Below are 21,856 nucleotides of genomic sequence, written 5' to 3'. Positions count from 1 at the left end.
CTGGCCACGGAAGGCCGAGTCCACCCCGACATCACGGAGGAACACAGATCATGGGTCTTCAGATCAACAACAACATCGCGGCGTTCAACAGCTACCGCAACCTGTCCGTCACCGACGGCCAGATGAGCAAGTCGCTGGAGAAGCTGTCCAGCGGTTTCCGCATCAACCGCGCTGCTGACGACGCCGCCGGCCTGGCGATCTCCGAGGGCCTGCGCTCGCAGGTCGGCGGTCTGAAGCAGGCTGTCCGCAACGCCCAGGACGGCATCTCCGTCGTCCAGACCGCTGAGGGTGCGCTCACCGAGACGCACGCCATCCTCCAGCGCATGCGTGACCTGTCCGTGCAGGGTGCCAACTCCGGTGGCCTCAGCGAGGACGCCAAGGGCAACATCCAGTCCGAGCTCTCGCAGCTCAAGTCCGAGCTGACCCGTATCGCCGACACCACCCAGTTCAACGGCACCAAGCTGCTCGACGGCGACTACAACGGCAAGTTCCAGGTCGGCGCCAACGTCGGCGAGAGCATCAGCGTCAAGGTCGGCACCTCGATGAGCGCCAGCGGCCTGGGTGTCGAGGGCGTCGACGTGACCTCCGCCACCGCGGGTGTCGCCGTGGCCCAGACCACCGCCACCGCCAACGGCACCGCCGGTGTCGTCACCGTCGGCACCGCCGACTACGGCCTGTCGGAGCAGTTCGACGGCCTCAGCGGCTCCATCACGCTGGGCAACAAGTCCCTGGACCTGTCCACCGTCAAGTTCGACTCCGGTGCCACCGCAGCCCAGAAGCTGACCGCGGTGCAGAATGCTGCGAACGAGAAGCTGGGCGCCGGGGCCGTCACCGTGACCGAGGCGGGTGCCGGCCTGGTCTTCACGCAGGCGGCTGCTCCGGTCACCGCCGACGACACCAACTCCCTGGTGGGCTCGCAGGCGACCGGTGCCGATGGCGCCATCACCGCCATCGACGAGGCCATCAAGACGGTGTCGACCACCCGTTCCGACCTGGGTGCGCTGCAGAACCGCTTCGACCACACCATCAACAACCTCAACGTCGCGGTGGAGAACCTGTCCGCGTCGGAGAGCCGGATCCGCGACACGGACATGGCTCTGGAGATGGTCGAGTTCACGCGCACGCAGATCCTGTCGCAGGCCGGCACCGCCATGCTCGCGCAGGCCAACCAGGCGCCCCAGGGCGTCCTGTCGCTCCTCCGCTGATCCCGGTCACCACCGGAACCAGCACCTGAACCACCGCCCGCCGGGGGCCGCACCACGGCCCCCGGCGGGCGGGATCCACCTCTCCCCACGGCGCCACCTGCACCACCGCCAGCCGCAGACGCGGGTGACCGACGAGACGACAGGAGTGCCGGACCATGGGCATGTTCGGCATCGACGGCCTCTCCAGCGGCCTGGACACCACCAGCCTGATCAACCAGCTGATGCAGGTCGAGGGCATCCCGCAGCAGAAGCTGCAGCTGAACATGCGGACGCAGACCAGCAGCGTCACCGCCTACCAGATCGTCGCCAGCCGGCTGAAGTCCGCGGAGACCGCGGTCGCCGAGCTCGGCAAGGACGCCGCCTGGAACGCCAGGACCACCACGGTGACCGGGACGTCCGTCACCGCCACCACCGGCGCCGGCGCGCTGGCGGGCAGCTCGACCATCGAGGTCAAGTCCCTCGCGTCCGCCGCCCGGTCGACCTCCGTGCTCAGCTTCGGTCTCGACGACGACGTCGCGACCGCCGGGGCCACGATCACCGTGGCGACGGCCTCCGGTGACCCGGTGAGCTTCGTCGCCGAGTCGGGGTCGTTGCGCGACGTCGTGGCGGCCTTCAACGAGAAGTCGGCCGAGACCGGGGTGACCGCCGTCGCCGTCAGGGTGGGCGCGGACGCCTACAAGCTGCAGCTCCGCTCCAACGAGTCCGGTGAGGACGCGGCCTTCGAGGGCGTCACGGGCTTGAGCGCGCTCATGGGCACCGTCGACGGTGGCGCCGACGCCGTGTACGAGATCGACGGGGTCGAGGGCCGTTCGGCCACCAACTCCGTGACCGACATCCTCCCGGGCGTCACCGTCAGCCTCGCGCAGATCGGGACGAGCACGATCAACGTCGCCGCCGACAGCGGCAAGACCACGGCGGCGGTCAAGGCCATGGTCGACGCGGTCAACGCCGCGCTGTCCGACATCGAGACGCAGACCAAGAACGACCCGGCGGCCACGACGCGCGCCCCGCTGTCGTCGGACAACCAGGTCCGCGCGATCGCCGGTGACCTGCTCCGCTCGGCCGCTGACGCCCTCGGTGGGAGGTCACCCGCCGAGATCGGGATCCAGACGACGAGAGAAGGGCGGCTCGTCCTGGACGAGGCCGTCTTCGCGAAGGCCCTGGCCGACGACCCTGCGGGGACGCGGGCCATGCTGGCCCCCGCAGCCGTCACCGTCGGGGCGGTCACCACCACCCCGGACGGGCTGTCGAAGCGGCTCACCACCGTCCTGGAGCGCGCCACCAACGCCGACACCGGCACCATCACCAACGCCGTCCAGGGTCGTGAGCAGCGGGTCAAGGACCTGCAGCTGGCCATCGACTCGTGGGACCGACGACTCGAGACCCGCCGCTCCAACCTGCAGCGACAGTTCTCCGGCCTCGAGGTCGCCCTGGGCCGGATGCAGAGCCAGTCGTCGTGGCTGTCCGGCCAGCTGGCCGGCCTCAGCAACAACTGGCAGCGCTGATGAGCGCCGCCGCCTTCGGGTTCGCCACCGCGCGCACCACCACCGCCGCGCGCCTCAACCGGTTCACCGACGACGCGCTGAGCACCGCCAGCCCGTCGCAGCTGCTGGTCAAGCTGTTCGACCGGCTCGTGCTGGACATCGCGCGCGGCGAGGCCGCCCAGCGCGCCGGCCGGCACAGCGCCGCCAACGAGCAGCTGGTCCACGCCCAGGCCATCGTCGCCGAGCTCATGAGCAGCCTCGACGTCGACGCCTGGTCCGGCGGGGCCCGGCTGATGTCCGTCTACTCGTTCCTGATGAGCGAGCTCGTCAGCGCCAACGTGCAGCACGACCCCGAGCGCACGGCCGCCTGCGGCCGGATCGTCGAGCCGTTGACCGACGCATGGCGCCAGGCGGCCACCGCCGGCACTGCGGCCGTGTCGCCTGCCCGCGCCGCGGTCCTCGGCGACGCCGACGGGGTCCCCACGCAGCGCACGTCGCTGGTCGGCTGAGCCGACCGGATGATCCAGCAGCCTTCGAGGCCGGCCGCGACGGGGCACCTGTTCCACCGTCCCGACCCCCGGCCCGCCGTCGTGCGTCCCCGCACCGGGGACGACGACTTCGACCACGCCTGGCAGCGTGCCCTGGACGACCTCGAGGTCGACGTGGAGCGGGCCGAGGCCATGCTGCGCGACAGCCATGAGGACCACGGGGGCGACCAGCAGGGCGGACCTGGCCCGGACGGCGCGCCGCCGCGGGTCACGTGGACCGCGCCCCGGCTGGACACCCCCCTGCCCGACAGCATGCGCGAGCGTGCCGAGCGCATCCTGGAACGCCAGCTCCTGGTCACCGGTCGGCTCTCGACCGCCATGACCAGCTCGCGCCGGCACATGGAGGTCGTGGACCGGCTGGTCCCCTCCGACGCCCGCCCGATGTACGTCGACCAGGCGCTCTGAGCGCTGCGACACCCTGCCTCGCGGCAGGCGCGCGGGGGCGGTCGCGGCCGTCACCCGTTCGGGCGATCCACTCCGGTCGGCCCGGGGACGAAGCCCTGTGTGAGCACGGATCGCTCACTCCACAGGCCGACGGACCGGCCGCCCCGCACCGCCCCGCACCCCGGGGTCGGCATGAGGAGATCGACGAAGTGACCGAGACCGCCTCCGTGACCGGTGCTGCCCTGATGAGCGCCGTCTCCGGCCTCAGCGCCCGCAGCCGGGCCATCGCCGACAACATCGCCAACATCCAGACCCCGGGCTTCCAGTCCCGTCGGGTGGCCTTCGAGGACGCGGTCGCCAAGGCCGCCGGCTCGGGCCGCCGCGAGGTGACCGGCCACAGCCAGGCGCTGTCGCTGGAACCCACCCGGATGGACGGCAACAACGTCAACCTCGACACCGAGACCCTGCAGTCGATCGACACCGGGATGCGGTACCAGCTCGCGCTGCGCGCCATCGACGACCGCTTCGGCGTCGTCCGGGCCGCCATCCGGACGATGGGCTGACCCGGGTGTCCTCCTTCCCCGTCTTCGGCGTCGCGGGCTCCGGCGTGACCGTCTACCGCAAGTGGCTCGACGCGGTCAGCGACAACCTGTCGAACCTCAACACCGTCAACCCGGCCGGCGAGGACGCGTTCCAGGCGCGCTACGTGATGGCCCGCTCCGTGCAGTACGGCGAGGGGATCGGCGGCGCGCAGGTCGCGGGCGTCGAGCTCGGCGACCCGAACGGCCGGATGGTCTACGACCCCCAGCACCCCTACGCCGACGCCGAGGGGTACATCCGCACCCCCGACATCGACATGGCCAGCCAGATGGCGCAGCTGATGATGGCGCAGCGCGGCTACCAGGCGAACCTCGCCGTGGTCGACCGGGCCCGTGACGCCTACTCCGCCGCCATCAACGTCGGGAGGAACTCATGAGCATGCAGCCCATCGGCGCGGTCACCGGACCCGGCCCCGTCGCCCCGGTCGGCCCGCTGTCGGCGCCCCTGCCGCCCGTGGACCCCGCCGCCAGCGCGGCCGCCGGCACCGAGTTCGCCGGGGCCCTGCAGAACGCCGGCCTCGGCCAGGCCACCGTCGGTCGCCTCGACCAGGTCCAGCAGCTGCAGGCCACCGCGGACGAGCTGGCCGTGCAGGCCGTCACCGGCCAGCTCGCCGACCCGAGCCAGTACACGATCGCCGCGACCGAGGCCACGCTCGCCACCCAGATGACCGTGGCGCTGCGCAACAAGGCCGTCGACGCCTACTCCGAGGTCATGAGGATGCAGCTGTGAGCCCGCGGCAGAACGTGGTCAGCAACGACCCCCGCGTCAAGGCCACCCAGCAGGCCCGTCGGGCCCAGTCCGCCTGGAACGACCTGCCGCCCGCGCAGAAGACCATCGGCGTCGTCGTCGCGGTCGCCCTGCTCGTCGGCGCCGTCGTGTTCGTCCAGTGGCAGCGCGCCCCGCAGCTGGGCCCGCTGTTCACCGGGTTGTCCTCCGCCGACGGCGGTGCCGTGGTCGAGCAGCTGCAGGCCGCCGGGGTCCCCTACGAGCTGGCCGACGGCGGGGCCACGGTCCTGGTGCCGAGCGACCGGGTGTACGACCTGCGGCTGCAGATGTCCGCCGCCGGCCTGCCGGGCGACGACACGGGCGGTTACTCGCTGCTGGACGAGCAGGGCGTCACCGCCTCGCAGTTCCAGCAGGAGGTCGCCTACCAGCGGGCGATGGAGGGCGAGCTCGCCAAGACCATCGCCGCCATCGACGGGGTCGAGACCGCCGTGGTCCACCTCGCCATCCCCGAGAAGGACGTGTTCCTCGAGGAGAGCGACACCCCCACCGCCAGCGTGCTCGTGCAGACCGCGACCGGCACCACCCTCGACAAGGGCCAGGTGCAGTCGATCGTCAACCTGGTCTCCTCGTCCATCGAGGGCATGACGCCGGAGTCGGTCACCGTCGTCGACGCCGAGGGCTCGATGCTGTCCGCGTCCGGTGGTCCCGGCGCCGCGGCCGGCGGCGGCGAGGCGGCCGACATGACCGCCGAGTTCGAGAGCCGCGTCGCCGGGGACCTGCAGACCCTGCTGGACACCGTCGTGGGGCCCGGCAACGCCGTCGCCACCGTCACGGCGGGGCTCAACTTCGACGAGTCCGAGGCGACGACCGAGCGTTTCCTCGCCCCCGAGGAGGGCGTCCTGCCGCTCAGCCAGACCGTCGAGACCGAGGCCTACACCGGCGCCGGCAACAACGAGGCCGGGGTCCTCGGCCCGGACAACATCGCCGTGCCCAACGCCGGCGGCGCGGACTCCGCCTACGAGTCGGAGTCCAGCACGGTCAACAACGCCGTGGGCAAGGTCACCGAGCGGGTCGTTCAGGCCCCCGGCGCGGTCGAGCGGCTCAGCGTGTCCGTGGTCGTCGACCGCGATGCCGTGGCCCGCGCCGACATGCTCGCCCTGCAGGACACCGTGTCCGCCGCGGTCGGCCTGGACGCGGCGCGCGGCGACGTGGTCTCGGTGACCCAGATGCCGTTCGACGTCGGGGACGCCGACGCCGTCGCCGCCGAGCTGGAGGCCGCCGCGGAGGCGGAGGCCGCCGCGGCCCAGGAGCAGTGGATCTGGAACGCGGTCCTGGCGGTCCTGGTCCTGGTCGTCATCATCGTGACGATCGTCCTGGGCCGCCGTCGCAAGCGGACCGAGCCCGTCGACCTGGGCCTGTACGAACCGCTCGAGGAGCCCCTGCCGCCGGCGCCCCTGCCGCCGGTCCCCGCACCCCGTGAGGCCCTGCCCGCCGCCCCCGACCCCGAGGCGGAGGAGATCGCCGCGCTGCAGGTGCAGCGCGAGGAGGTCATCGACCTCGTCGACCGCGAACCGGCCGAGGTGGCCGAGCTGCTGCGCTCCTGGCTCGCCGACCGGAGGTCCTCATGACCGTCACCGACACCCCGCCGCTGTCCGTCGACCCGGGCACCGGCCGCGCACCGGTCCCGGCCGTCGACCTGTCGGGTCTGCAGAAGGCCGCCGTCCTGCTGGTCATGCTCGGCAAGGAGCGCGCCGCGAACGTCATCCGCCACCTCGGCGGCACCGACCTCGACGAGCTGGTCGCCCAGGTCGTCCGGCTCCGCGACGTCTCCCCGGCCATCGCCGGGCAGGTGCTGACCCAGTTCCACAGCCTGGCCGTCCGTCAAGGGGTCGTCGGCGCAGGGGGCGAGGGCTACGCCCGCGACATGCTCGAGCGCTCGCTGGGCAAGGAGGACGCCGGCGACGTCATGAAGCGGATCGCCAGCTCGGTCGCGGAGCGGCCGCTGAAGTTCCTGCAGGACGTCGACCCCCAGCAGCTGATGTCGATCCTGCGCGGTGAGCACCCCCAGACCCTGGCCGCCGTCCTGGTGCACCTGCGTCCGGACCAGGCGTCGGTGGTCATGGCCGGGCTGTCGGCCACCGACCAGGCCGCCGTGGCCCGCCGGCTCGCCCACACCGGCCGGTTCCAGCCGCACGCGCTCAACATCCTCCAGGAGGTGCTCAAGGCCCGGACGTCGTCCGTGCTGCCGCAGAGCACCGGTGACGTGATGACCGGTGGCGTGCAGAGCCTGGTCGACGTCATCAACCGCGCCGACGCCGCCACCGAGCGCGCCATCCTCGACGGCCTGGAGGCCACCGACCCGGCCCTGGCCGAGGAGGTCCGGGCCCGGCTGTTCGTGTTCGCCGACGTCGTCAGCCTCGAGGACCGGGCCGTGCAGATGGTGCTGCGCCAGGTCGACTCGGTCGTCCTGGCCACGGCGCTCAAGTCGGTGGCCGCCGTCGTGAGGGACAAGGTGCTGTCCAACGTGTCCGAGCGGGCGCGTCAGGACCTGGTCGACGAGATCGAGGTGCTCGGCAGCGTCCGGGTGTCCGCGGTCGAGGAGGCCCAGGCCACGATCGTCCAGATCATCCGCTCGCTCGAGGAGTCCGGCCAGATCGTCGTGAGACGGGGTGGTGACGATGAGTTCGTCTCCTGAGCTGCTCGCCCGTCGCGAGCCGGGAGTCCCCCAGGTCCGCCCGTTCGTGCCCGGCGTCGTGCCCGGTCCCACCGGTACGGCCGGCCCCGGTCGCGCCGACGGCTACGCCGCCGGGTACGCCACGGGCTACAGCGAGGGCCTGCGTCGGGCCACCGCGACCGTGGGCGCCCAGGAGGAGGCCCGCCTCGCCGCCCTCGCCGCGGAGCGGGACCAGGTCCGGACCCGGCTCGGCGACCTTATGCTGCAGCTGCGGGCCGGCGCGGTCCAGCTGCAGGAGGACGCCACCGTCGAGGTCGCCGACCTCGTCGAGGTCGTCGCGACCTGCGCCGCCGACCTGGCCCGCCAGGTCGTGCTCGACGCCGCCCCCACCGCCGACGCGCTGGTGGGCCGGCTCCGCCGGGCGCTGGACGAGGCCGAGCCCGGCGCCCCGACGACCGTGCACGTTATGCCCGACGCCGTGAGGCTGCTCGAGCGCGAGGGCGTGCTCCCCGACGGGCTGCCCACCGGGGTCGTGGTGGTCGCCGACGTGCGGCTGTCCGACGGTGACGTCGTCGTCCGGACCGGGGCCACCACGGTCACCGACCTGCTCGTGCCGGCCGTCGAGGCCGCGGTCGCCGCCATGACCGAGGTCGAGCGGTGAGCGCCGCGGCGACGGACGTCCGTCGCCTCGTGGCGCCCCGGCTGCAGCGGGCGGCCGCGGCCTCCGCGCCCAGCCGCCGCGGCCGCGTCAGCGCCGTCGTGGGCCTGGGCGTCGAGATCGACGGCGTCCGGGCCGCCCTCGGCGAGATCGTCCTGGTCGGTGACGGTGCCGCCACGGTCGAGGCCGAGGTCGTCGCCGCGCACGGCACCCGGCTGTCCTGCACGCCCCTGCACGGCACGGCCGGCCTGGCCGTCGGCGTCCCGGCCCGCGCCACCGGGACCCGTGCCCGGGTGCCGCTCGGCCGGGAGCTGCTCGGACGCGTCATCGACCCCACCGGGGCCCCGCTGGACGGCCGTCCGGCCCCCGCCACCACGCAGCTCGGTGACGTGGACGGTGCGGCCCCCTCGCCCCTGACCCGCGGTCGCATCACCTCGCGCCTGCCCCTGGGCGTCAGGGTCCTGGACGGCTTCACGCCCGTCGGACGCGGCCAGCGGATCGGCGTGTTCGCCGGGTCCGGGGTCGGCAAGTCGAGCCTGCTGTCCATGATCACGCGCAACAACGAGGCCGCCGTGACCGTCATCGCGCTGGTCGGTGAGCGTGGCCGGGAGGTGCGCCAGTTCGTCGAGGACGACCTGGGACCGGAGGGGCTCGCCCGCTCCGTCGTCGTCGTGTCCACCTCCGACGACCCGCCGCTGCTGCGGCTGCGCGCCGCGTTCGCCGCGACCCGCATCGCCGAGGGCTTCGCCGCCGAGGGCGCGGACGTCGTCCTGCTGATGGACAGCCTGACCCGGGTCGCGACCGCCCAGCGCGAGGTCGCCCTGAGCGCGGGGGAGCCCCCGGCCACCCGCGGGTTCCCGCCGTCGGTGTTCGCGATGCTGCCCCGCCTGCTGGAGCGCGCCGGCCCGCTGGCCACCGGGTCCATCACCGGCGTCTACACGGTGCTGGTCGACGGCGACGACCACAACGAGCCGATCGCCGACGCCGTGCGTGGTGTGCTCGACGGCCACGTCGTGCTGAGCCGCGCCATCGCCACGGCGGGCCGGTTCCCCAGCGTCGACGTGCTCGCCTCGATCTCGCGTCTGGCCCCCCACATCAGCACGCCGGAGGAGCTGCAGGCGGCCTCGCGGGTGCGCCGCATCCTGGCCGCGCACCGCGACGCCCGCGACCTGGTCGAGGTCGGGGCCTACGTGGCCGGCAGCAACGCCGACGTGGACGCCGCGCTGCGGCTGCAGGGGCCGGTCGAGGTGTTCTGCTCGCAGGGCCTGGCCGAGCCCGCCCCCGTGGCCGAGACGGTCCGCGCGCTGCGCGCCATCGCCGACGCGGCGGGCACGTCATGAGCCTGACCGCCCTGCTCGGGCTGCGTCGGACGGCCCGCCGCGAGGCCGAGCGCGACGCCGCCACGGCGGTCGGCGCCCGCGCCCGCGCTCAGGCCGCCCGCGCCCAGGTCGTCGGTCGCCTCACCGGCGACCCGCACCTGCTCGAGGCCGGGGGCGACCCCCGGCTGGCCCTGGCCCGCCGCGCGGGTCTGCTCGGCGACCTGTCCCGGGCCGACGACGCCCTGGTCAGCGCCCTGGCCGAGGAGGAGCAGCAGCAGGAGCTCGTCTCGCGGGCCCGGATGCGGCTCAAGGCCGTCGAGCGGCTGGAGGAACGACGGGCCGAGGAGCGGCGCGCCCGGCGCGAGCACCTGGAGGCCGCCGAGCTCGACGACGTCGTGGCCGGCCTGCGCCGTCACCGCGAGGCCGGCCGATGAGCGGCATCGCCGAGGTGCAGTCGCGGATCGCGACCATCACCTCCCGCATCGACATGCTGTCGTCGCGGACCGGGCGCGCACAGGTCGACCCGCTGCTCGCGGACTCCTTCGCGAGCTCGCTCAGCACCGCGGTCCGCAGCACGAGCGGGACCACCGGGACCGGCTCGGCGACCACGCCCCTGGCGCAGGCCCTGGGTGCCACCGGCCTGGGGTCCGGGCTCGGCGCCGCCACCGCCGCGTCCTCGGGCGCCACCGCCTCGGCTGCTGCTGCTGCTGCGTCCGCCGCCCCGTCCGGCGGGTCGTCCGGACCGACGGGGGCCGACGTGGTCGCCACCGCGCGGAAGTACCTCGGCGTGCCCTACCTGTGGGGCGGCACGGACCCCGCCAAGGGGTTCGACTGCTCCGGGCTGGTGCAGCGGGTCTTCAAGGACCTCGGCGTCAGCGTGCCCCGCACGGTCTCCGAGCAGCGCACGGTGGGTACCGAGGTGGCCTCGATGGCCGACGCGCGGCCCGGCGACCTGCTGGTCTACGACAGCAAGAGCTCGCCCAGCGGTCGTCACATCGGCATCTACGTCGGTGACGGGCAGATGCTCCACGCCCGCCGCAAGGGCACCGACGTCATGATCAGCGCGGTGTGGCCCGACACCACGACCATCCGCCGGGTCGTGCCGGCCGAGGGGGCCGCCCCCGCCGCGGCCGCCGTGCCGGCCGCGTCCGCGCGTCCGGCCTGGGCCAACGGCGCGGACCTGGGCGCGGCGTTCCAGGCCGCGACCGCACGCCACGACCTGCCCGCCGGGCTCCTGCAGGCGGTCGCCCAGCGGGAGTCGGGGATGCGTACCGACGCCGTGAGCCCGGCCGGGGCCCGCGGTCTCATGCAGCTCATGCCGGGTACGGCGCGCGAGCTGGGCGTGGACCCGATGAACCCGGTCCAGGCCATCGACGGCGCCGCGCGCTACCTGCGCCAGCAGCTGGACGCCTTCGGCACGCTCGAGCTGGCCCTCGCGGCCTACAACGCGGGCCCGGGCAACGTCCGGCGCCACGGCGGGATCCCGCCGTTCAAGGAGACCCAAGACTACGTCGCCGCGATCACCGCGGCCCTGGGACGAGGATGACCATGCGCGAGCTGACCACGACACCCGGCGCCCGAGGCGGCGCCGCCGCGATCGGCGACCTGCTGCCGGCCACCGCCGGCGCGTCCCGCCGGGTCGACGCCGGTGCGTTCGACCGGGTGCTGCGCGACGTCCGCGCGGCGGACCGGCCCGCGGCCCAGCGCCCCGACCGTGCGGCGGACCGTGCGGCGGACCGTGCGGCGGACCGTGCCGCGGACCGTGCCGCGGACCGTGCCGCGGACCGTGCCGCGGACCGTGCGGCGGACCGCGCGGCGGACCGCGCGGCGGACCGCGCGGCGGACCGTGCGGCGGACCGGGCCGAGGCGCGTCGGGCCCTGGTCCGCGACCGTGGCGCGGCCTACGAGGCCCACGAGTCGGGTGCGGTGGGCCCGGCCGTCGAGCAGCGCAGCCGTCCCGGCCAGGACCCGACGGTCACCGGACGCCCCGGGAGCCCGCTCGACCGCACCGGCGGACCGACGGACGCATCGACCCGGACCGTGCCGACCCCGGGCCACGGGGGCCCGACCGACGGCAACGCGGTCGACCCCACCACGGTCGACCCCAGCACGGTCGACCTCACCGCGGTGGACGTCGCCGCGGCGGGCACCTCCGGGTCACCCGGCGCCGTCCCGGGCTCCGCCTTTGGCGGCACGGTCGCCGCGACCGGTCCCGGCGCGGCTGGCCCCGGCTCGGCGGTCGTCACGTCGCCCGCCGGAGGGACCGGGGCGCCGACCGCGGCGACGGGCACCGCACCTCTGGCCGACGCCGCCGGGACGGTCGGTGCGCCCGGCACCGACGCGGTCACGGGCCCGACGACCGCCGCCGCGGGGGCCGCCGGTCCGGTCGGCGCCCCGGCTGCCACCGGCACCACCTCGACCGCCGCCACCGACGGTGCCACCGTCGCCGGGACCACGGACGGCGCCGAGCGGGCCGTCGCGCCGGGGACCGCGGGCTGGTCCGCCGGTTCCGCCGGGGCCACCGTCGCGAGCGCCGCGGGCCGGTCGGGGGTGCCGCCGCTCGGTACCGGTGCCCTGGGTGCCGCGCCGGGCAGCCCCACCCGGGCGACGGCGGGTGACGCCGGGCCCGCCCAGCCGACGACGGGGCCGGTCACCACCGGGCAGCCGACCACGCAGCCGGTGACCGCCGGTGGGCCGGCGCCGCTGGTGACGTCGGCCGGTGCCTCACCGGCCGCCCAGGCCGCCGCCCCCGGTGGTGCGTCCATCGGGCCGTTCACCCTGCAGCAGCTCGAGGCCGTCGCCGCCGCCACCCGGTCCCGGCTCGCCGGGGCCGCGCTGGGCGACGTCACCCGGCTCGTGCTGCACCTGAACCCCGCCGAGCTCGGTCCCGTCCGCATCACCGCGGAGCACACCGCGGCCGGCATCGACATCGGCCTGGCCGGTGGCGACGAGGCGACGCGCGAGGTCCTGCGCGGTGCGCTGGCCGACCTCCGCGAGCAGGTCGGCGACGGCCAGCCCCGTGACACCGGCTGGGGCAGCGGCGAGGGCGGGCGTCACGGCGACCGTCGCGCCGCGGGTGGCCCCGCGCCCCAGCCCTACGGGCAGCCGTTGCCCGACGTCGTGGGACGGCGGAGCCCGGACGAGGCCCCGGTCGTCACACGGGAACCGGTCACCGGACGCCGGTCGGTGGACGTCCGTGCCTGACATCCCGAGCAGCACCACCGCGAGCAGCACCACCGCGAGCAGCACCACCCCGAGCAGCACCACCCCGAGCAGCACCACCCCGAGCACCACCCCGAGCAGGGCACCGACCCTCGACCAGACAGGCGGACCACGATGACCGTGCCGACCACAGGCACCACCGGCAGCACCGTCCCGACCTGGTCGCTGGCCGACACCACGGCGCAGACCGCGCCCGCCACGACCGCCGGTTCGGACTCCCTGGGCAAGGACGCGTTCCTCAAGCTGCTCGTCGCCCAGCTGCGCTACCAGGACCCGCTGAACCCGGCCGAGGGCGCGGAGTTCATCGCCCAGACTGCGCAGTTCACGCAGGTCGAGAAGCTGCAGGAGGTCGCCGACTCCACCGCGGCCGCGCTCGGCATCCAGCAGCGCTGGGGAGCCGGGTCGACCGTCGGCCGCGAGGTCACGTTCCTGGGCGCGGGCAACGTCCCCGTCACCGGGACCGTGACGTCGGCGCTCTTCACCGCCGACCAGCCCGTCCTGCGGGTCATGACGCCCTCCGGCCCCGTCGAGGTGCCGTTCGGCCTCGTGCAGGAGCTCCGCGACCCGGTGGCCACCACGGCGCCGGTCGCCCCGGCCCCGGCGACCACCCCTGCGGCTGCGGCACCCCCGGCGGCCACCGCCCCGACCGGCACCGCCCCGGCCACCGCCTGACCTCACGACCGCTCCCCGACCTGCCCCCCGACCTGCACCGCTCCCAGACCTGCACCAGCCACGACCTCAGGAGGTCACCGTGCTCCGCTCCATGTTCAGCTCGATCAGCGGGCTCCGCTCGCACCAGACGATGATGGACGTCACCGGCAACAACATCGCCAACGTCAACACCGCCGGGTTCAAGTCGTCCCAGACGCTGTTCCAGGACACCCTGAGCCAGCTACTGCAGGGCGCCGCGGCCCCCAACGCCCAGCAGGGCGGCACCAACCCGGCGCAGGTCGGCCTCGGTACCCGTGTCGCCGGCATCAACACCAACTTCGGCCAGGGCGCCGCGCAGACCACCGGCCGGGCCACCGACCTGATGATCTCCGGCGACGGCTTCTTCGTGGTCAACAACGGCAACGAGCAGCTCTACACGCGTGCCGGGTCCTTCAGCTTCGACGCCCAGGGCCGCCTGACCACGACCGACGGTGCGCTCGTGCAGGGCTGGGGCGCCGTCAACGGGGTCGCCAACGTGAACGGCCCCCTGGGCCCGTTGACCCTGCCCATCGGCGCGCTGCTGCAGCCGACCGCCAGCACCGCCGTCACGATGGGCGGCAACCTGCCCTCGGACATCGCCGTCGGCACCGCGATCCCCACGTCGATCGAGGTCTACGACGGCCAGGGCAACGCCCGCGTCGTCAGCGTCGCCTACACCCGGGTCAACGCGACCCAGTGGAACGTGCAGGTCACCGACGGCGCCACCGTCGCCAACTCCGTCCTGAACTTCGCCGCCGACGGCACGGCCCCGGCCCCTGCCGCCGTCGTCGTGAACGGCATCACCATCGACATGGCCGGCCTGACGGGGTACGCGGGGTCGAACACCGCCGCCGCGCTGTTCCAGGACGGTGCCGCCGCCGGCACCCTGTCGTCCTTCGGTGTCGGCCCCGACGGCGCCCTCGTCGGCGTGTTCTCCAACGGCCGTCGCGAGACCCTGGGCCAGCTGGCCCTGGCCACCTTCGCCAACCCCGGCGGCCTCGAGAAGGCCGGCGGCTCGGCCTACCGCGCCAGCGTCAACTCCGGCAACGTCCAGGTCGGCGTCCCCGGCGACGGTCGGGGCACCCTGGCCGGCGGCATGCTCGAGATGAGCAACGTCGACCTGGCCCAGGAGTTCACCAGCCTGATCATCGCCCAGCGCGGGTTCCAGGCGAACAGCCGCGTCATCACCGCCTCCGACGAGATCCTCCAGGACCTCGTCAACATGAAGCGCTGACGCCCTCCCGAGCCACCGCCCCGGTCCGCTGACGGGGTGGGACCCCGGACGGGCCGCGGTCACCGCGGCCCGTTCGGCTGTCCGGGGGACACCCCCCGGACCGCCTCATCCGGTCGGGCCCGCTGCCGATCAGCACCAGGAACGACGCGCCACGGACGGCGCGCCCACCACCAGCCACGGACGGACATCGTGATCAGACTGACCAGGATCAACGGCAGCGAGTTCTCGCTGAACCCGGACCTGATCCACCGGGCGGAAGAGACCCCCGACACGGTGCTGACCCTCATCGACGGCAGCCGCTACGTCGTGGTGCAGAAGCTCGACGAGCTGATCGACCGCATCGTCGAGTACCGGGCCCGGGTGGTCGCCGCGGCCGGGGCGTTCACCCCCTCGGCCGCCGCCGAGGACCTGTCGTCCGCCGGCGTCGACGCTGACGACGAGCACCTGGTCGAGGTGGACCCGCAGGCCGCACCCGGCACCGCGGGCGGGGTCGCGGACGTCGTCCGCCTCCGGGCCAGGAGGGCCTGATGGACCTGCTCCTGATCATCGGCATGGTCCTCGGCTACGGGGCGATCGTCACCGGGGTCATCCTCGAGGGCGGCGACCCGCTCGACATGTTCTTCCTCCCGCCCATGATCCTCGTCATGGGCGGCGCCGTCGGGGTGTCGCTGGCCGGCAACACGATGAGCGACGCCCCGTACTTCGCCAAGTGCCTCGCGAGGGCCGCCACCGCCAAGGTCGTCAAGCCCAACGCGCAGCTCGACCTGATCGTCTCCCTCGCCGAGCAGGCCCGCCGCGAGGGCCTGCTGGGCCTGGAGGAGGCCGCCGCGCAGCTCGACAACCCGTTCCTCAAGGAGGCCCTCGAGCTCGCCATCGACGGCACCGACCCCGAGGACCTGCAGGAGATCCTGTTCAGCAAGATCGAGTCCAAGCGGACCCACGACAAGGTCGGCGCCAAGTTCTTCAACGACATGGGTGCCTACGCCCCCACGCTCGGCATCGTCGGCACCGTCATGGGCATGCTCCACGTGCTGAACTACCTGGACCAGCCGGAGACGCTCGGGCCCCTGATCGCGGCGGCGTTCCTCGCCACCCTCTGGGGCGTCATGAGCGCCAACGTGATCTTCCTGCCGATCGGGGCCCGGCTGAAGCGGCTCTCGGAGCTGGAGATCACCAACATGGAGGTCGTCATCGAGGGCGTCCTGGCCATCCAGGGCGGTGCGAGCCCCCGCGTGGTGGCCCGCAAGCTCGGTGCGCTCATGCCTCCGGGTACCACCAAGACCGACAAGGCCGACAAGGCCAAGGCGGCGTGACGTGGCCGGGCACAAGAAGCGCGGCGGTCACGAGGAGGAGCACGAGAACCACGAGCGCTGGCTGATCTCCTACGCCGACATGATCACGCTGCTGTTCGTGCTGTTCGTCGTCATGTTCGCCCTCAGCACCGTCGACCAGAAGAAGTTCGACGAGCTGGCCGCGGGCATGTCAGCCGGGGCCGGCGCGCCCCGGTACGTCGCCATGGCCGGTGCCGACAGCCCGTTCCCCGGGTCCGGGCAGCAGGTCGCGGCGATCGACATCGGGGTGCCACGGATGGGACCGGTCGCCGCCGCGGAGGTCGAGAGCATCGCCGACACCCTGCCCGTGGAGCGGACGGAGTCCGACCTGGCCCGCGCGGAGGCCGAGCTGAACCGGCTGGACGGCGTCGCCGAGCAGATCCAGGCGGCGTTGGCCGAGAAGGGCCTGGAGGACCGGGCCTCCTACCGCGTCACCACCGACGGCCTCGTCGTGGTGCTGGTCGCCGACGACGTGTTCTTCGCCAACGGCAGCGCCGAGATCCAGCCGGTGGGTGCGGAGGTCGTCGACGCCATCGCGCCGGCGCTCGCCCGCTCCGACGCCGCCATCAGCGCCGAGGGCCACGCCAACCACCTGCCGGTCGGGCGGGGGTCCATCTACCCGTCCAACTGGGAGCTGTCGGCCGCCCGCGCCGCGGCCGTGGTCCGCCGCCTCGTCGAGGTCGACGGCCTGGACCCGGGCCGGCTGGACGCGACCGGCTACAGCGACACCCGGCCCCTGGTGCCCAAGGACGACCCGGTGGCGATCGAGACCAACCGGCGCGTCGACCTGCTGGTCCGCTCGACGGAGTCCGCAGACGTCCGCGCCCTGCTGCCCACGCTGGAGGCGACCCGGTCGTGAACCGAGCCGAGCACCACCACCCGAGCCAGCACCCCAGCCACCACCCGAGCGACCCGGACACGACCACACAGAAGGAGGACTGACATGGCCACCGCCACCACCGACCGCAGCCTGACCCAGGGGGCCAAGGTCCCCGGACAGCGTGCGGGCGCCCCGGTCGGGGCCGACGAGGACGGCGCCCCCGCCACGAAGAGCCGCAAGAAGCTCCTGATGGGCGTCGTCGTCATGGTCGTGGCGCTGCTCGCCGCCGCCGCCGGGGGCTACTTCATGCTGACGGGCGGGGAGCCCACCCCGGAGGAGGCCGCCGCGGCCGACGTCGAGGCGGCCGCCGCGGAGGCGGAGGAGCCCGAGCCCGGCGTCATCGCCTCGCTGGAGCCGATCACCATCAACCTGGCCGACGGCCGGTACCTGCAGGTCGGCATCGCCCTGCAGCAGCCGAAGCCCGAGGAGGGCGGCTACGACGACGAGCCGGTCGACGGCAGCAAGGCGCTCGACATCCTCATCGAGAAGCTGTCCGGCAAGCCCATGTCGGACATCGCCACCGCCGAGCAGCGTGGCGCGATCAAGGCCGAGCTCGTCGAGGAGGTCTACGAGGCGTACGACCACAAGGTCTACGACATCTACTTCACGTCCTGGGTCATGCAGTGACGCCCGCCTGAACCTCCGCGCGACCCCCGCCCGACACCCGCATGACCCCCGACAGAGGCCCACTGCGCGTGCGCCGCGGGTCGTGACACGCCGGTCGCTCAAGTAGCCACCCGAACGGCCGATGTGTCTCAGGTGCGGACAGACACCGGATCCACCACCTCGGCCCGTCGCCGAGGCGACCGTGCCCGGGCGACCCCGAGCAACCCCGAGCCCTACGACTTCCGGCGACCGACCAAGCTGTCCCGCGAGCACGCCCGCGGCCTGCAGGTCGTGGCCGAGACGTTCGCGCGCCAGTGGGCCACGCAGTTCTCGACCATGCTGCGCGACGGCCAGGTGGAGCCGGGCGCGGTGACGCAGACCACGTACGGCAAGTACGTGGCCGCGCTGCCGGCCCCGTCGCTGCTCGCGGTCATCTCCTCGCCCGAGCTGAAGGACTTCGTGCTGCACGTCGAGCACGACCTGGCGATGGCCGCCGTGGACCGCCTGCTGGGCGGCCGCGGCGACGCGGAGCAGCCCGCCCGGCCCGCGACGCAGCTGGAGACCGCGCTGCTGCGCGGCCTGCTGGAGCGGGTCGTGGCCGAGCTGCCCTACGCCTTCGCGCCCCTGGGCGCCGTCACCCCCAAGCTGCAGCAGCTGGAGACCAACCCCCAGTTCGCGCAGGTCGTCGGCCCGGCCGAGGCCCTGGTCGTCATGGACTTCAGCGTCACGGTCGGCGACGTCACCGGCTCCGCCACCCTCGCCGTCCCGTACTCGTCGATGCAGCCCCTGCTCAACCCGGAGGGCACCGACGTCCGCACCGTCTCGCGGACCAACCCGGCCGCCGAGCAGGGGCTGTCCGACGTGCCCATGGAGGTCGGGGCCCGGATGCGGGGGGTCCGGATGACCTCCGACGACGTCCTGGCCCTCGCCGTCGGCGACGTCGTGCGGCTCGGCCACCAGGCCGACTCGCCCCTGCTCCTGGTGGCGGGCGAGCGTGCCTTCGCCCGCGCCGTCCCGGCCAACCGCCGCAACCGCCTCGCCTGCCTGATCGTCGACCCTCGGAAGGACCGCTCGTGACCAGCTCCTCGACCGCACGAACCGCCACCACCACCACCGGGGCGGACGCCGCGCTGGCCGCGGCGCGGGCCGCGGCCACCGTCCTCCCGCTCGGCGGCCCCGTCGAGCCCGCCACCGCGCCGCTCAGCGAGCTCGAGGGCCTCGACTCCCACATGGCGGTCACCGCCCGCTTCGCCGGGGCCGGCGAGGGCTCGGTGTCGGTTCTGCTGTCCGGCGCGGACCTGCTGGCCCTGTCCGGCGGGGTGTCCGTCGACGCCGAGTCCTGCCGCCCCGCCCTCGAGGCCGCCGCCGCGTCCCTGGGTCCCTGCACGCTGAGCGACCTGGACACCGTGTCCGGGCCCACCCTGCTGGAGCAGCTGCGGGCCGCGGGTGACCGCGCCCGCCTCGCCCGGCTCGGCGACGACCCGGCGGACGCCGTGCACGTGGCCGTCGTCGGCGACGCCGCGTCGGAGCCGGTCGCCGACCTGCCCGCCCCCCGCCGGGCCCCGGTCGGCGACGACCCGACCGCCCCGCCCGCGCGGCCCGGCCCCGTCGGCCTGCCGCTGGACGGAGCCGCCCGCAGCATGGGCCTGCTCCGCGGGGTGCACATGGAGGTCACCGCCGAGATCGGCCGCACCCGGCTGACCGTCCAGGAGCTGCTGGAGCTCGCGGCGGGCTCGGTCGTCGAGCTCGACCGCCCGATCGGCAGCCCCGCGGACCTGCTCGTCAACGGCCAGCTATTCGCCCGCGGCGAGGTGGTCGTGGTGGACGAGGACTTCGCGCTGCGCATCACCGAGATCGTCGAGTCGGACCGAGACGTCCACTGATGGACACCGCTGAGCTGCTCGTGCGCAGCATCGGCGGCCTGGTCGCGGTCCTCGGCACGGTCTGGGTGCTGGTCCGCGTCGTCAAGGCACGCCAGGGCGCGACCGGCACCGTGCCCGTCGCGCGGCTGCGCGTCGTGGCCCGGGCGTCGGTGGGGCGCCGGGCGAGCGTCGTCAGCGTCGACGCGGGCGACCGGGTGCTGGTCGTCGGGGTCACCGACGACGGTGTCCGCCTGCTCGCCGAGCAACCGGCGCTCCCCACGCCGGAGCCCGTGGTCGAGCGCATCGACCTGGACCCCGCCCCCCTGGGCGCCGCACCGGTCGACCCCGCCGTGCTGGTCCCCGGGCCGCGCTCGGGCACCAGCGGCTCCCTGGTCGACCCCGCCGTGTGGCGGCAGGTCGTCGGGACCGTCCGAGAGTGGACCGTCCGACGGTGAGCGGCGTCCACCTGGCGGTCCAGCCCCGGCCGGCCGCGGCGCCCGCCGCTGCCCCGAGGTCCCCGAGGTCCCCGAGGTCCCCGAGGTCCCCGAGGTCCCCGAGGCTCGCCCTGCTCGCGGTCCTCGCCCTCGCCGTCCTGCTGCTCCTGCTGCTGGGGCCCGCGAGCGGCGCCGAGGCCACCACCGGCCCCGAGGCCCCCACGCCGCCCAGCGCCCCCACGGCCCCCGTCGACCCGGCCGACACCCCGCCGGGCGGTTCGGTGTCGCTGGACATCAACGGCCCCAACGGCACGCCCGCGTCGGCCATCGTCCTGATCCTGGCCATCACCGGTCTGTCCGTGGCCCCGGGCATGCTGCTGATGACGACGGCGTTCACCAAGATCGTCGTGGTGCTGGCGCTGACCCGCAACGCCATCGGGCTGCAGATGACCCCGCCCAACCAGGTCCTGATCGGGCTGTCGCTGTTCCTCACGCTGTTCGTGATGACGCCCACCTTCACCGAGGTCAACGACCTCGCCGTGCAGCCCTACCTGGCGGGCGACGTCGCCGTGGCCGAGGCGTTCACCGACGGACTGCAGCCGGTCCGCGAGTTCATGCTCGCCAACACCCGGCCCGAGGAGCTCGCGCTCATCACCCGGGCCGCCGACCAGGACCTGCCGGCCAACGCCGCCGCCGTGCCCATCACCACCCTGGTGCCCGCGTTCGTGCTGTCGGAGCTGCGGTCGGCCTTCATCATCGGCTTCGTCATCTTCGTGCCGTTCCTGGTCATCGACCTGGTCGTGTCCAGCGCCCTGATGAGCGTCGGCATGATGATGCTGCCGCCCGTCATCATCTCGCTGCCGTTCAAGATCCTGCTGTTCGTGCTGGTGGACGGCTGGGGCATGATCGTGCGGGCGCTCGTCGGAAGCTACGGGTAGAGCGCCGTGACCGACGTCGTCGTCATCGAGATCGCCCTGGCCGCGCTGCTGGTCGGGGCCAAGCTCGCCGCGCCCGTGCTGCTGTCCGCCCTGGTCGTGGGCTTCGTCGTGTCCCTGCTGCAGTCGGTGACCCAGATGCAGGACCCGGCCCTGGCCTTCGTGCCCAAGCTCGTCGCGGTCGGGGTCTGCCTGCTGCTGTTCGGCAGCTGGATGATCACCGAGATCACCGTGTTCACCACGCAGCTCTACGAGCGCATCCCGGACCTCGTCCGAGGCGGCTGAGCGTGGTCGTCGACGTCCCCACCGAGTGGCTGGCGGCGCTGCTGCTCGGCTCGCTCCGGGTCGTCGGCTGGCTGATCGTGGCCCCGCCGTTCGCGGGTCGCTCCGTCCCCGGGCCGGTCAAGGCCATGCTGTCGGTCGCCCTCGCGCTGCCGCTGCTGCCGAGCCTGCGCGAGGACCTGCCTCCGCTGGAGCTCGGGCCCTACCTGGCCGCCGCTCTCGTGCAGCTGCTCGTCGGCCTGGGTCTGGGTTTCGTCTGCTACCTGCTGTTCCAGGTGTTCCGCATCGCGGGCGACATCGTCGACAACCTCGCCGGGTTCGCCATCGCGTCGGCCTTCGACCCGATGAGCCAGAGCCAGACGTCGGTGATCGGCCGGTTCCAGGGCCTGATCGCGTCCACGCTGCTGGTCGTCACCGACGGCTGGCTCATCGTGTGGAGCGGGTTCTTCCGCAGCTTCGACGTCATGCCCCTCGGCGCGCGGTACGACCCCGCGACGTTCGCCACGGCGGTGACCGAGGGCATCGGCACCATGATGCTGTCGGCGATCCAGATCGCCGCACCCATGCTCGCCGTGCTGTTCCTCGCGGACGTCGGCCTGGGTCTGGCCACCCGCATCGCCCCCCAGCTGAACGCGTTCGCCACGGCGTTCCCGCTCAAGATCCTGCTGACCATCACCCTGATCGGCTACACCTTCGTCGCCCTGCCCGGCCTGGTCGCGGCCACCGCCGAGAACATCGGCGGGACGCTCGTGCAGGTGGCCGGCTGATGTCGGGGGGCGTGG

Annotated in this window: 26 protein-coding genes; all 26 read left to right on the top strand. The window is 73.9% G+C overall.

Annotated elements, in window-relative coordinates:
* Positions 1 to 50: 50 nt before the first annotated feature.
* The 26 genes from ACR80Q_RS12635 to ACR80Q_RS12510 all read left to right on the top strand — a co-directional run bounded on the left by ACR80Q_RS12635 (position 51) and on the right by ACR80Q_RS12510 (position 21,841).
* Positions 51 to 1,205, top strand: a complete 1,155-nt coding sequence (locus ACR80Q_RS12635) for a flagellin N-terminal helical domain-containing protein (RefSeq protein ID WP_435377979.1) — start codon at positions 51 to 53, stop codon at positions 1,203 to 1,205.
* 155 nt (positions 1,206 to 1,360) lie between these two features.
* Positions 1,361 to 2,710 (top strand): flagellar filament capping protein FliD, encoded by a 1,350-nt coding sequence (gene fliD / locus ACR80Q_RS12630; RefSeq protein WP_435377978.1) that lies wholly within the window; start codon positions 1,361 to 1,363, stop codon positions 2,708 to 2,710.
* Complete coding sequence (locus tag ACR80Q_RS12625; RefSeq protein ID WP_435377977.1) at positions 2,710 to 3,198, top strand: flagellar export chaperone FliS; 489 nt, start codon at positions 2,710 to 2,712, stop codon at positions 3,196 to 3,198. Before fliD ends, ACR80Q_RS12625 begins: the two co-directional genes overlap by 1 nt.
* 9 nt (positions 3,199 to 3,207) lie before the next feature.
* Entirely contained in the window at positions 3,208 to 3,642 is a 435-nt protein-coding gene (locus ACR80Q_RS12620; protein ID WP_435377976.1) for a hypothetical protein, read from the top strand.
* A 224-nt stretch (positions 3,643 to 3,866) separates the two neighbouring features.
* Entirely contained in the window at positions 3,867 to 4,184 is a 318-nt protein-coding gene (locus ACR80Q_RS12615) for a flagellar basal body rod protein FlgB (RefSeq protein WP_435377994.1), read from the top strand.
* A 5-nt stretch (positions 4,185 to 4,189) separates the two neighbouring features.
* Complete coding sequence (locus tag ACR80Q_RS12610) at positions 4,190 to 4,597, top strand: flagellar basal body rod protein FlgC (RefSeq protein ID WP_435377975.1); 408 nt, start codon at positions 4,190 to 4,192, stop codon at positions 4,595 to 4,597.
* Positions 4,594 to 4,950 carry a flagellar hook-basal body complex protein FliE gene (fliE, locus tag ACR80Q_RS12605; RefSeq protein ID WP_435377974.1) on the top strand — a complete coding sequence of 119 codons (357 nt, stop codon included), beginning with the start codon at positions 4,594 to 4,596 and terminating at the stop codon, positions 4,948 to 4,950. The genes ACR80Q_RS12610 and fliE overlap by 4 nt, the downstream gene beginning before the upstream one ends.
* Entirely contained in the window at positions 4,947 to 6,575 is a 1,629-nt protein-coding gene (gene fliF / locus ACR80Q_RS12600) for a flagellar basal-body MS-ring/collar protein FliF (RefSeq protein ID WP_435377973.1), read from the top strand. Before fliE ends, fliF begins: the two co-directional genes overlap by 4 nt.
* Positions 6,572 to 7,642 (top strand): flagellar motor switch protein FliG, encoded by a 1,071-nt coding sequence (gene fliG / locus ACR80Q_RS12595; RefSeq protein ID WP_435377972.1) that lies wholly within the window; start codon positions 6,572 to 6,574, stop codon positions 7,640 to 7,642. Before fliF ends, fliG begins: the two co-directional genes overlap by 4 nt.
* Entirely contained in the window at positions 7,626 to 8,282 is a 657-nt protein-coding gene (locus tag ACR80Q_RS12590) for a FliH/SctL family protein (protein ID WP_435377971.1), read from the top strand. The genes fliG and ACR80Q_RS12590 overlap by 17 nt, the downstream gene beginning before the upstream one ends.
* Positions 8,279 to 9,619, top strand: coding sequence for a FliI/YscN family ATPase (locus ACR80Q_RS12585; protein ID WP_435377970.1), 1,341 nt, complete (start codon positions 8,279 to 8,281; stop codon positions 9,617 to 9,619). Before ACR80Q_RS12590 ends, ACR80Q_RS12585 begins: the two co-directional genes overlap by 4 nt.
* Positions 9,616 to 10,032, top strand: a complete 417-nt coding sequence (locus tag ACR80Q_RS12580; protein WP_435377969.1) for a hypothetical protein — start codon at positions 9,616 to 9,618, stop codon at positions 10,030 to 10,032. Before ACR80Q_RS12585 ends, ACR80Q_RS12580 begins: the two co-directional genes overlap by 4 nt.
* Positions 10,029 to 11,144 carry a transglycosylase SLT domain-containing protein gene (locus tag ACR80Q_RS12575; protein WP_435377968.1) on the top strand — a complete coding sequence of 372 codons (1,116 nt, stop codon included), beginning with the start codon at positions 10,029 to 10,031 and terminating at the stop codon, positions 11,142 to 11,144. The genes ACR80Q_RS12580 and ACR80Q_RS12575 overlap by 4 nt, the downstream gene beginning before the upstream one ends.
* Before the next feature lie 2 nt (positions 11,145 to 11,146).
* Complete coding sequence (locus ACR80Q_RS12570) at positions 11,147 to 12,802, top strand: flagellar hook-length control protein FliK (protein WP_435377967.1); 1,656 nt, start codon at positions 11,147 to 11,149, stop codon at positions 12,800 to 12,802.
* A 132-nt stretch (positions 12,803 to 12,934) separates the two neighbouring features.
* On the top strand, positions 12,935 to 13,492 hold the full coding sequence (locus tag ACR80Q_RS12565) for a flagellar hook assembly protein FlgD (protein WP_435377966.1): 558 nt from the start codon (positions 12,935 to 12,937) through the stop codon (positions 13,490 to 13,492).
* A gap of 79 nt (positions 13,493 to 13,571) precedes the next feature.
* Positions 13,572 to 14,744 carry a flagellar hook protein FlgE gene (locus ACR80Q_RS12560; protein WP_435377965.1) on the top strand — a complete coding sequence of 391 codons (1,173 nt, stop codon included), beginning with the start codon at positions 13,572 to 13,574 and terminating at the stop codon, positions 14,742 to 14,744.
* 189 nt (positions 14,745 to 14,933) lie between these two features.
* On the top strand, positions 14,934 to 15,272 hold the full coding sequence (locus tag ACR80Q_RS12555; protein WP_435377964.1) for a flagellar FlbD family protein: 339 nt from the start codon (positions 14,934 to 14,936) through the stop codon (positions 15,270 to 15,272).
* Entirely contained in the window at positions 15,272 to 16,057 is a 786-nt protein-coding gene (locus ACR80Q_RS12550; protein WP_435377963.1) for a motility protein A, read from the top strand. Before ACR80Q_RS12555 ends, ACR80Q_RS12550 begins: the two co-directional genes overlap by 1 nt.
* Position 16,058: 1 nt before the next feature.
* The gene (locus ACR80Q_RS12545; protein WP_435377962.1) at positions 16,059 to 16,934 is read left to right on the top strand and encodes a flagellar motor protein MotB; all 876 of its coding nucleotides are present in this window, start codon (positions 16,059 to 16,061) and stop codon (positions 16,932 to 16,934) included.
* A gap of 84 nt (positions 16,935 to 17,018) precedes the next feature.
* Positions 17,019 to 17,582 (top strand): flagellar basal body-associated FliL family protein, encoded by a 564-nt coding sequence (locus ACR80Q_RS12540; protein WP_435377961.1) that lies wholly within the window; start codon positions 17,019 to 17,021, stop codon positions 17,580 to 17,582.
* Positions 17,583 to 17,714: 132 nt separating this feature from the next.
* Positions 17,715 to 18,638, top strand: coding sequence for a flagellar motor switch protein FliM (locus ACR80Q_RS12535; RefSeq protein WP_435377960.1), 924 nt, complete (start codon positions 17,715 to 17,717; stop codon positions 18,636 to 18,638).
* Complete coding sequence (fliN, locus tag ACR80Q_RS12530; RefSeq protein ID WP_435377959.1) at positions 18,635 to 19,444, top strand: flagellar motor switch protein FliN; 810 nt, start codon at positions 18,635 to 18,637, stop codon at positions 19,442 to 19,444. The genes ACR80Q_RS12535 and fliN overlap by 4 nt, the downstream gene beginning before the upstream one ends.
* Positions 19,444 to 19,878, top strand: coding sequence for a FliO/MopB family protein (locus ACR80Q_RS12525; protein ID WP_435377958.1), 435 nt, complete (start codon positions 19,444 to 19,446; stop codon positions 19,876 to 19,878). The genes fliN and ACR80Q_RS12525 overlap by 1 nt, the downstream gene beginning before the upstream one ends.
* Entirely contained in the window at positions 19,875 to 20,795 is a 921-nt protein-coding gene (gene fliP, locus ACR80Q_RS12520) for a flagellar type III secretion system pore protein FliP (protein WP_435377957.1), read from the top strand. The genes ACR80Q_RS12525 and fliP overlap by 4 nt, the downstream gene beginning before the upstream one ends.
* A gap of 6 nt (positions 20,796 to 20,801) precedes the next feature.
* A complete protein-coding gene (locus ACR80Q_RS12515; RefSeq protein WP_435377956.1) occupies positions 20,802 to 21,077 on the top strand; it encodes a flagellar biosynthetic protein FliQ in 276 nt (91 codons plus the stop codon).
* A 2-nt stretch (positions 21,078 to 21,079) separates the two neighbouring features.
* Positions 21,080 to 21,841: a flagellar biosynthetic protein FliR gene (locus tag ACR80Q_RS12510; protein ID WP_435377955.1), complete on the top strand. Its 762-nt coding sequence runs from the start codon at positions 21,080 to 21,082 to the stop codon at positions 21,839 to 21,841.
* Positions 21,842 to 21,856: the final 15 nt, after the last annotated feature.

Origin of the sequence: Aquipuribacter aurantiacus, from assembly GCF_051216895.1 — a bacterium.
Lineage (GTDB): Bacteria > Actinomycetota > Actinomycetes > Actinomycetales > JBBAYJ01 > Aquipuribacter.
The sequence above is the reverse complement of the archived record's forward strand: the minus strand, read 5'-3'. Positions and strand labels throughout refer to the sequence as shown.

Excerpts from the sequence above, each read along its gene's own strand:
- ACR80Q_RS12635 (WP_435377979.1), top strand. The coding sequence starts at position 51 with ATGGGTCTTCAGATCAACAACAACATCGCGGCGTTCAACAGCTACCGC.
- fliD (WP_435377978.1), top strand. The coding sequence starts at position 1,361 with ATGGGCATGTTCGGCATCGACGGCCTCTCCAGCGGCCTGGACACCACC.
- ACR80Q_RS12625 (WP_435377977.1), top strand. The coding sequence starts at position 2,710 with ATGAGCGCCGCCGCCTTCGGGTTCGCCACCGCGCGCACCACCACCGCC.
- ACR80Q_RS12620 (WP_435377976.1), top strand. The coding sequence starts at position 3,208 with ATGATCCAGCAGCCTTCGAGGCCGGCCGCGACGGGGCACCTGTTCCAC.
- ACR80Q_RS12615 (WP_435377994.1), top strand. The coding sequence starts at position 3,867 with ATGAGCGCCGTCTCCGGCCTCAGCGCCCGCAGCCGGGCCATCGCCGAC.
- fliE (WP_435377974.1), top strand. The coding sequence starts at position 4,594 with ATGAGCATGCAGCCCATCGGCGCGGTCACCGGACCCGGCCCCGTCGCC.
- fliG (WP_435377972.1), top strand. The coding sequence starts at position 6,572 with ATGACCGTCACCGACACCCCGCCGCTGTCCGTCGACCCGGGCACCGGC.
- ACR80Q_RS12590 (WP_435377971.1), top strand. The coding sequence starts at position 7,626 with ATGAGTTCGTCTCCTGAGCTGCTCGCCCGTCGCGAGCCGGGAGTCCCC.
- ACR80Q_RS12580 (WP_435377969.1), top strand. The coding sequence starts at position 9,616 with ATGAGCCTGACCGCCCTGCTCGGGCTGCGTCGGACGGCCCGCCGCGAG.
- ACR80Q_RS12575 (WP_435377968.1), top strand. The coding sequence starts at position 10,029 with ATGAGCGGCATCGCCGAGGTGCAGTCGCGGATCGCGACCATCACCTCC.
- ACR80Q_RS12570 (WP_435377967.1), top strand. The coding sequence starts at position 11,147 with ATGCGCGAGCTGACCACGACACCCGGCGCCCGAGGCGGCGCCGCCGCG.
- ACR80Q_RS12565 (WP_435377966.1), top strand. The coding sequence starts at position 12,935 with ATGACCGTGCCGACCACAGGCACCACCGGCAGCACCGTCCCGACCTGG.
- ACR80Q_RS12550 (WP_435377963.1), top strand. The coding sequence starts at position 15,272 with ATGGACCTGCTCCTGATCATCGGCATGGTCCTCGGCTACGGGGCGATC.
- ACR80Q_RS12540 (WP_435377961.1), top strand. The coding sequence starts at position 17,019 with ATGGCCACCGCCACCACCGACCGCAGCCTGACCCAGGGGGCCAAGGTC.
- ACR80Q_RS12525 (WP_435377958.1), top strand. The coding sequence starts at position 19,444 with ATGGACACCGCTGAGCTGCTCGTGCGCAGCATCGGCGGCCTGGTCGCG.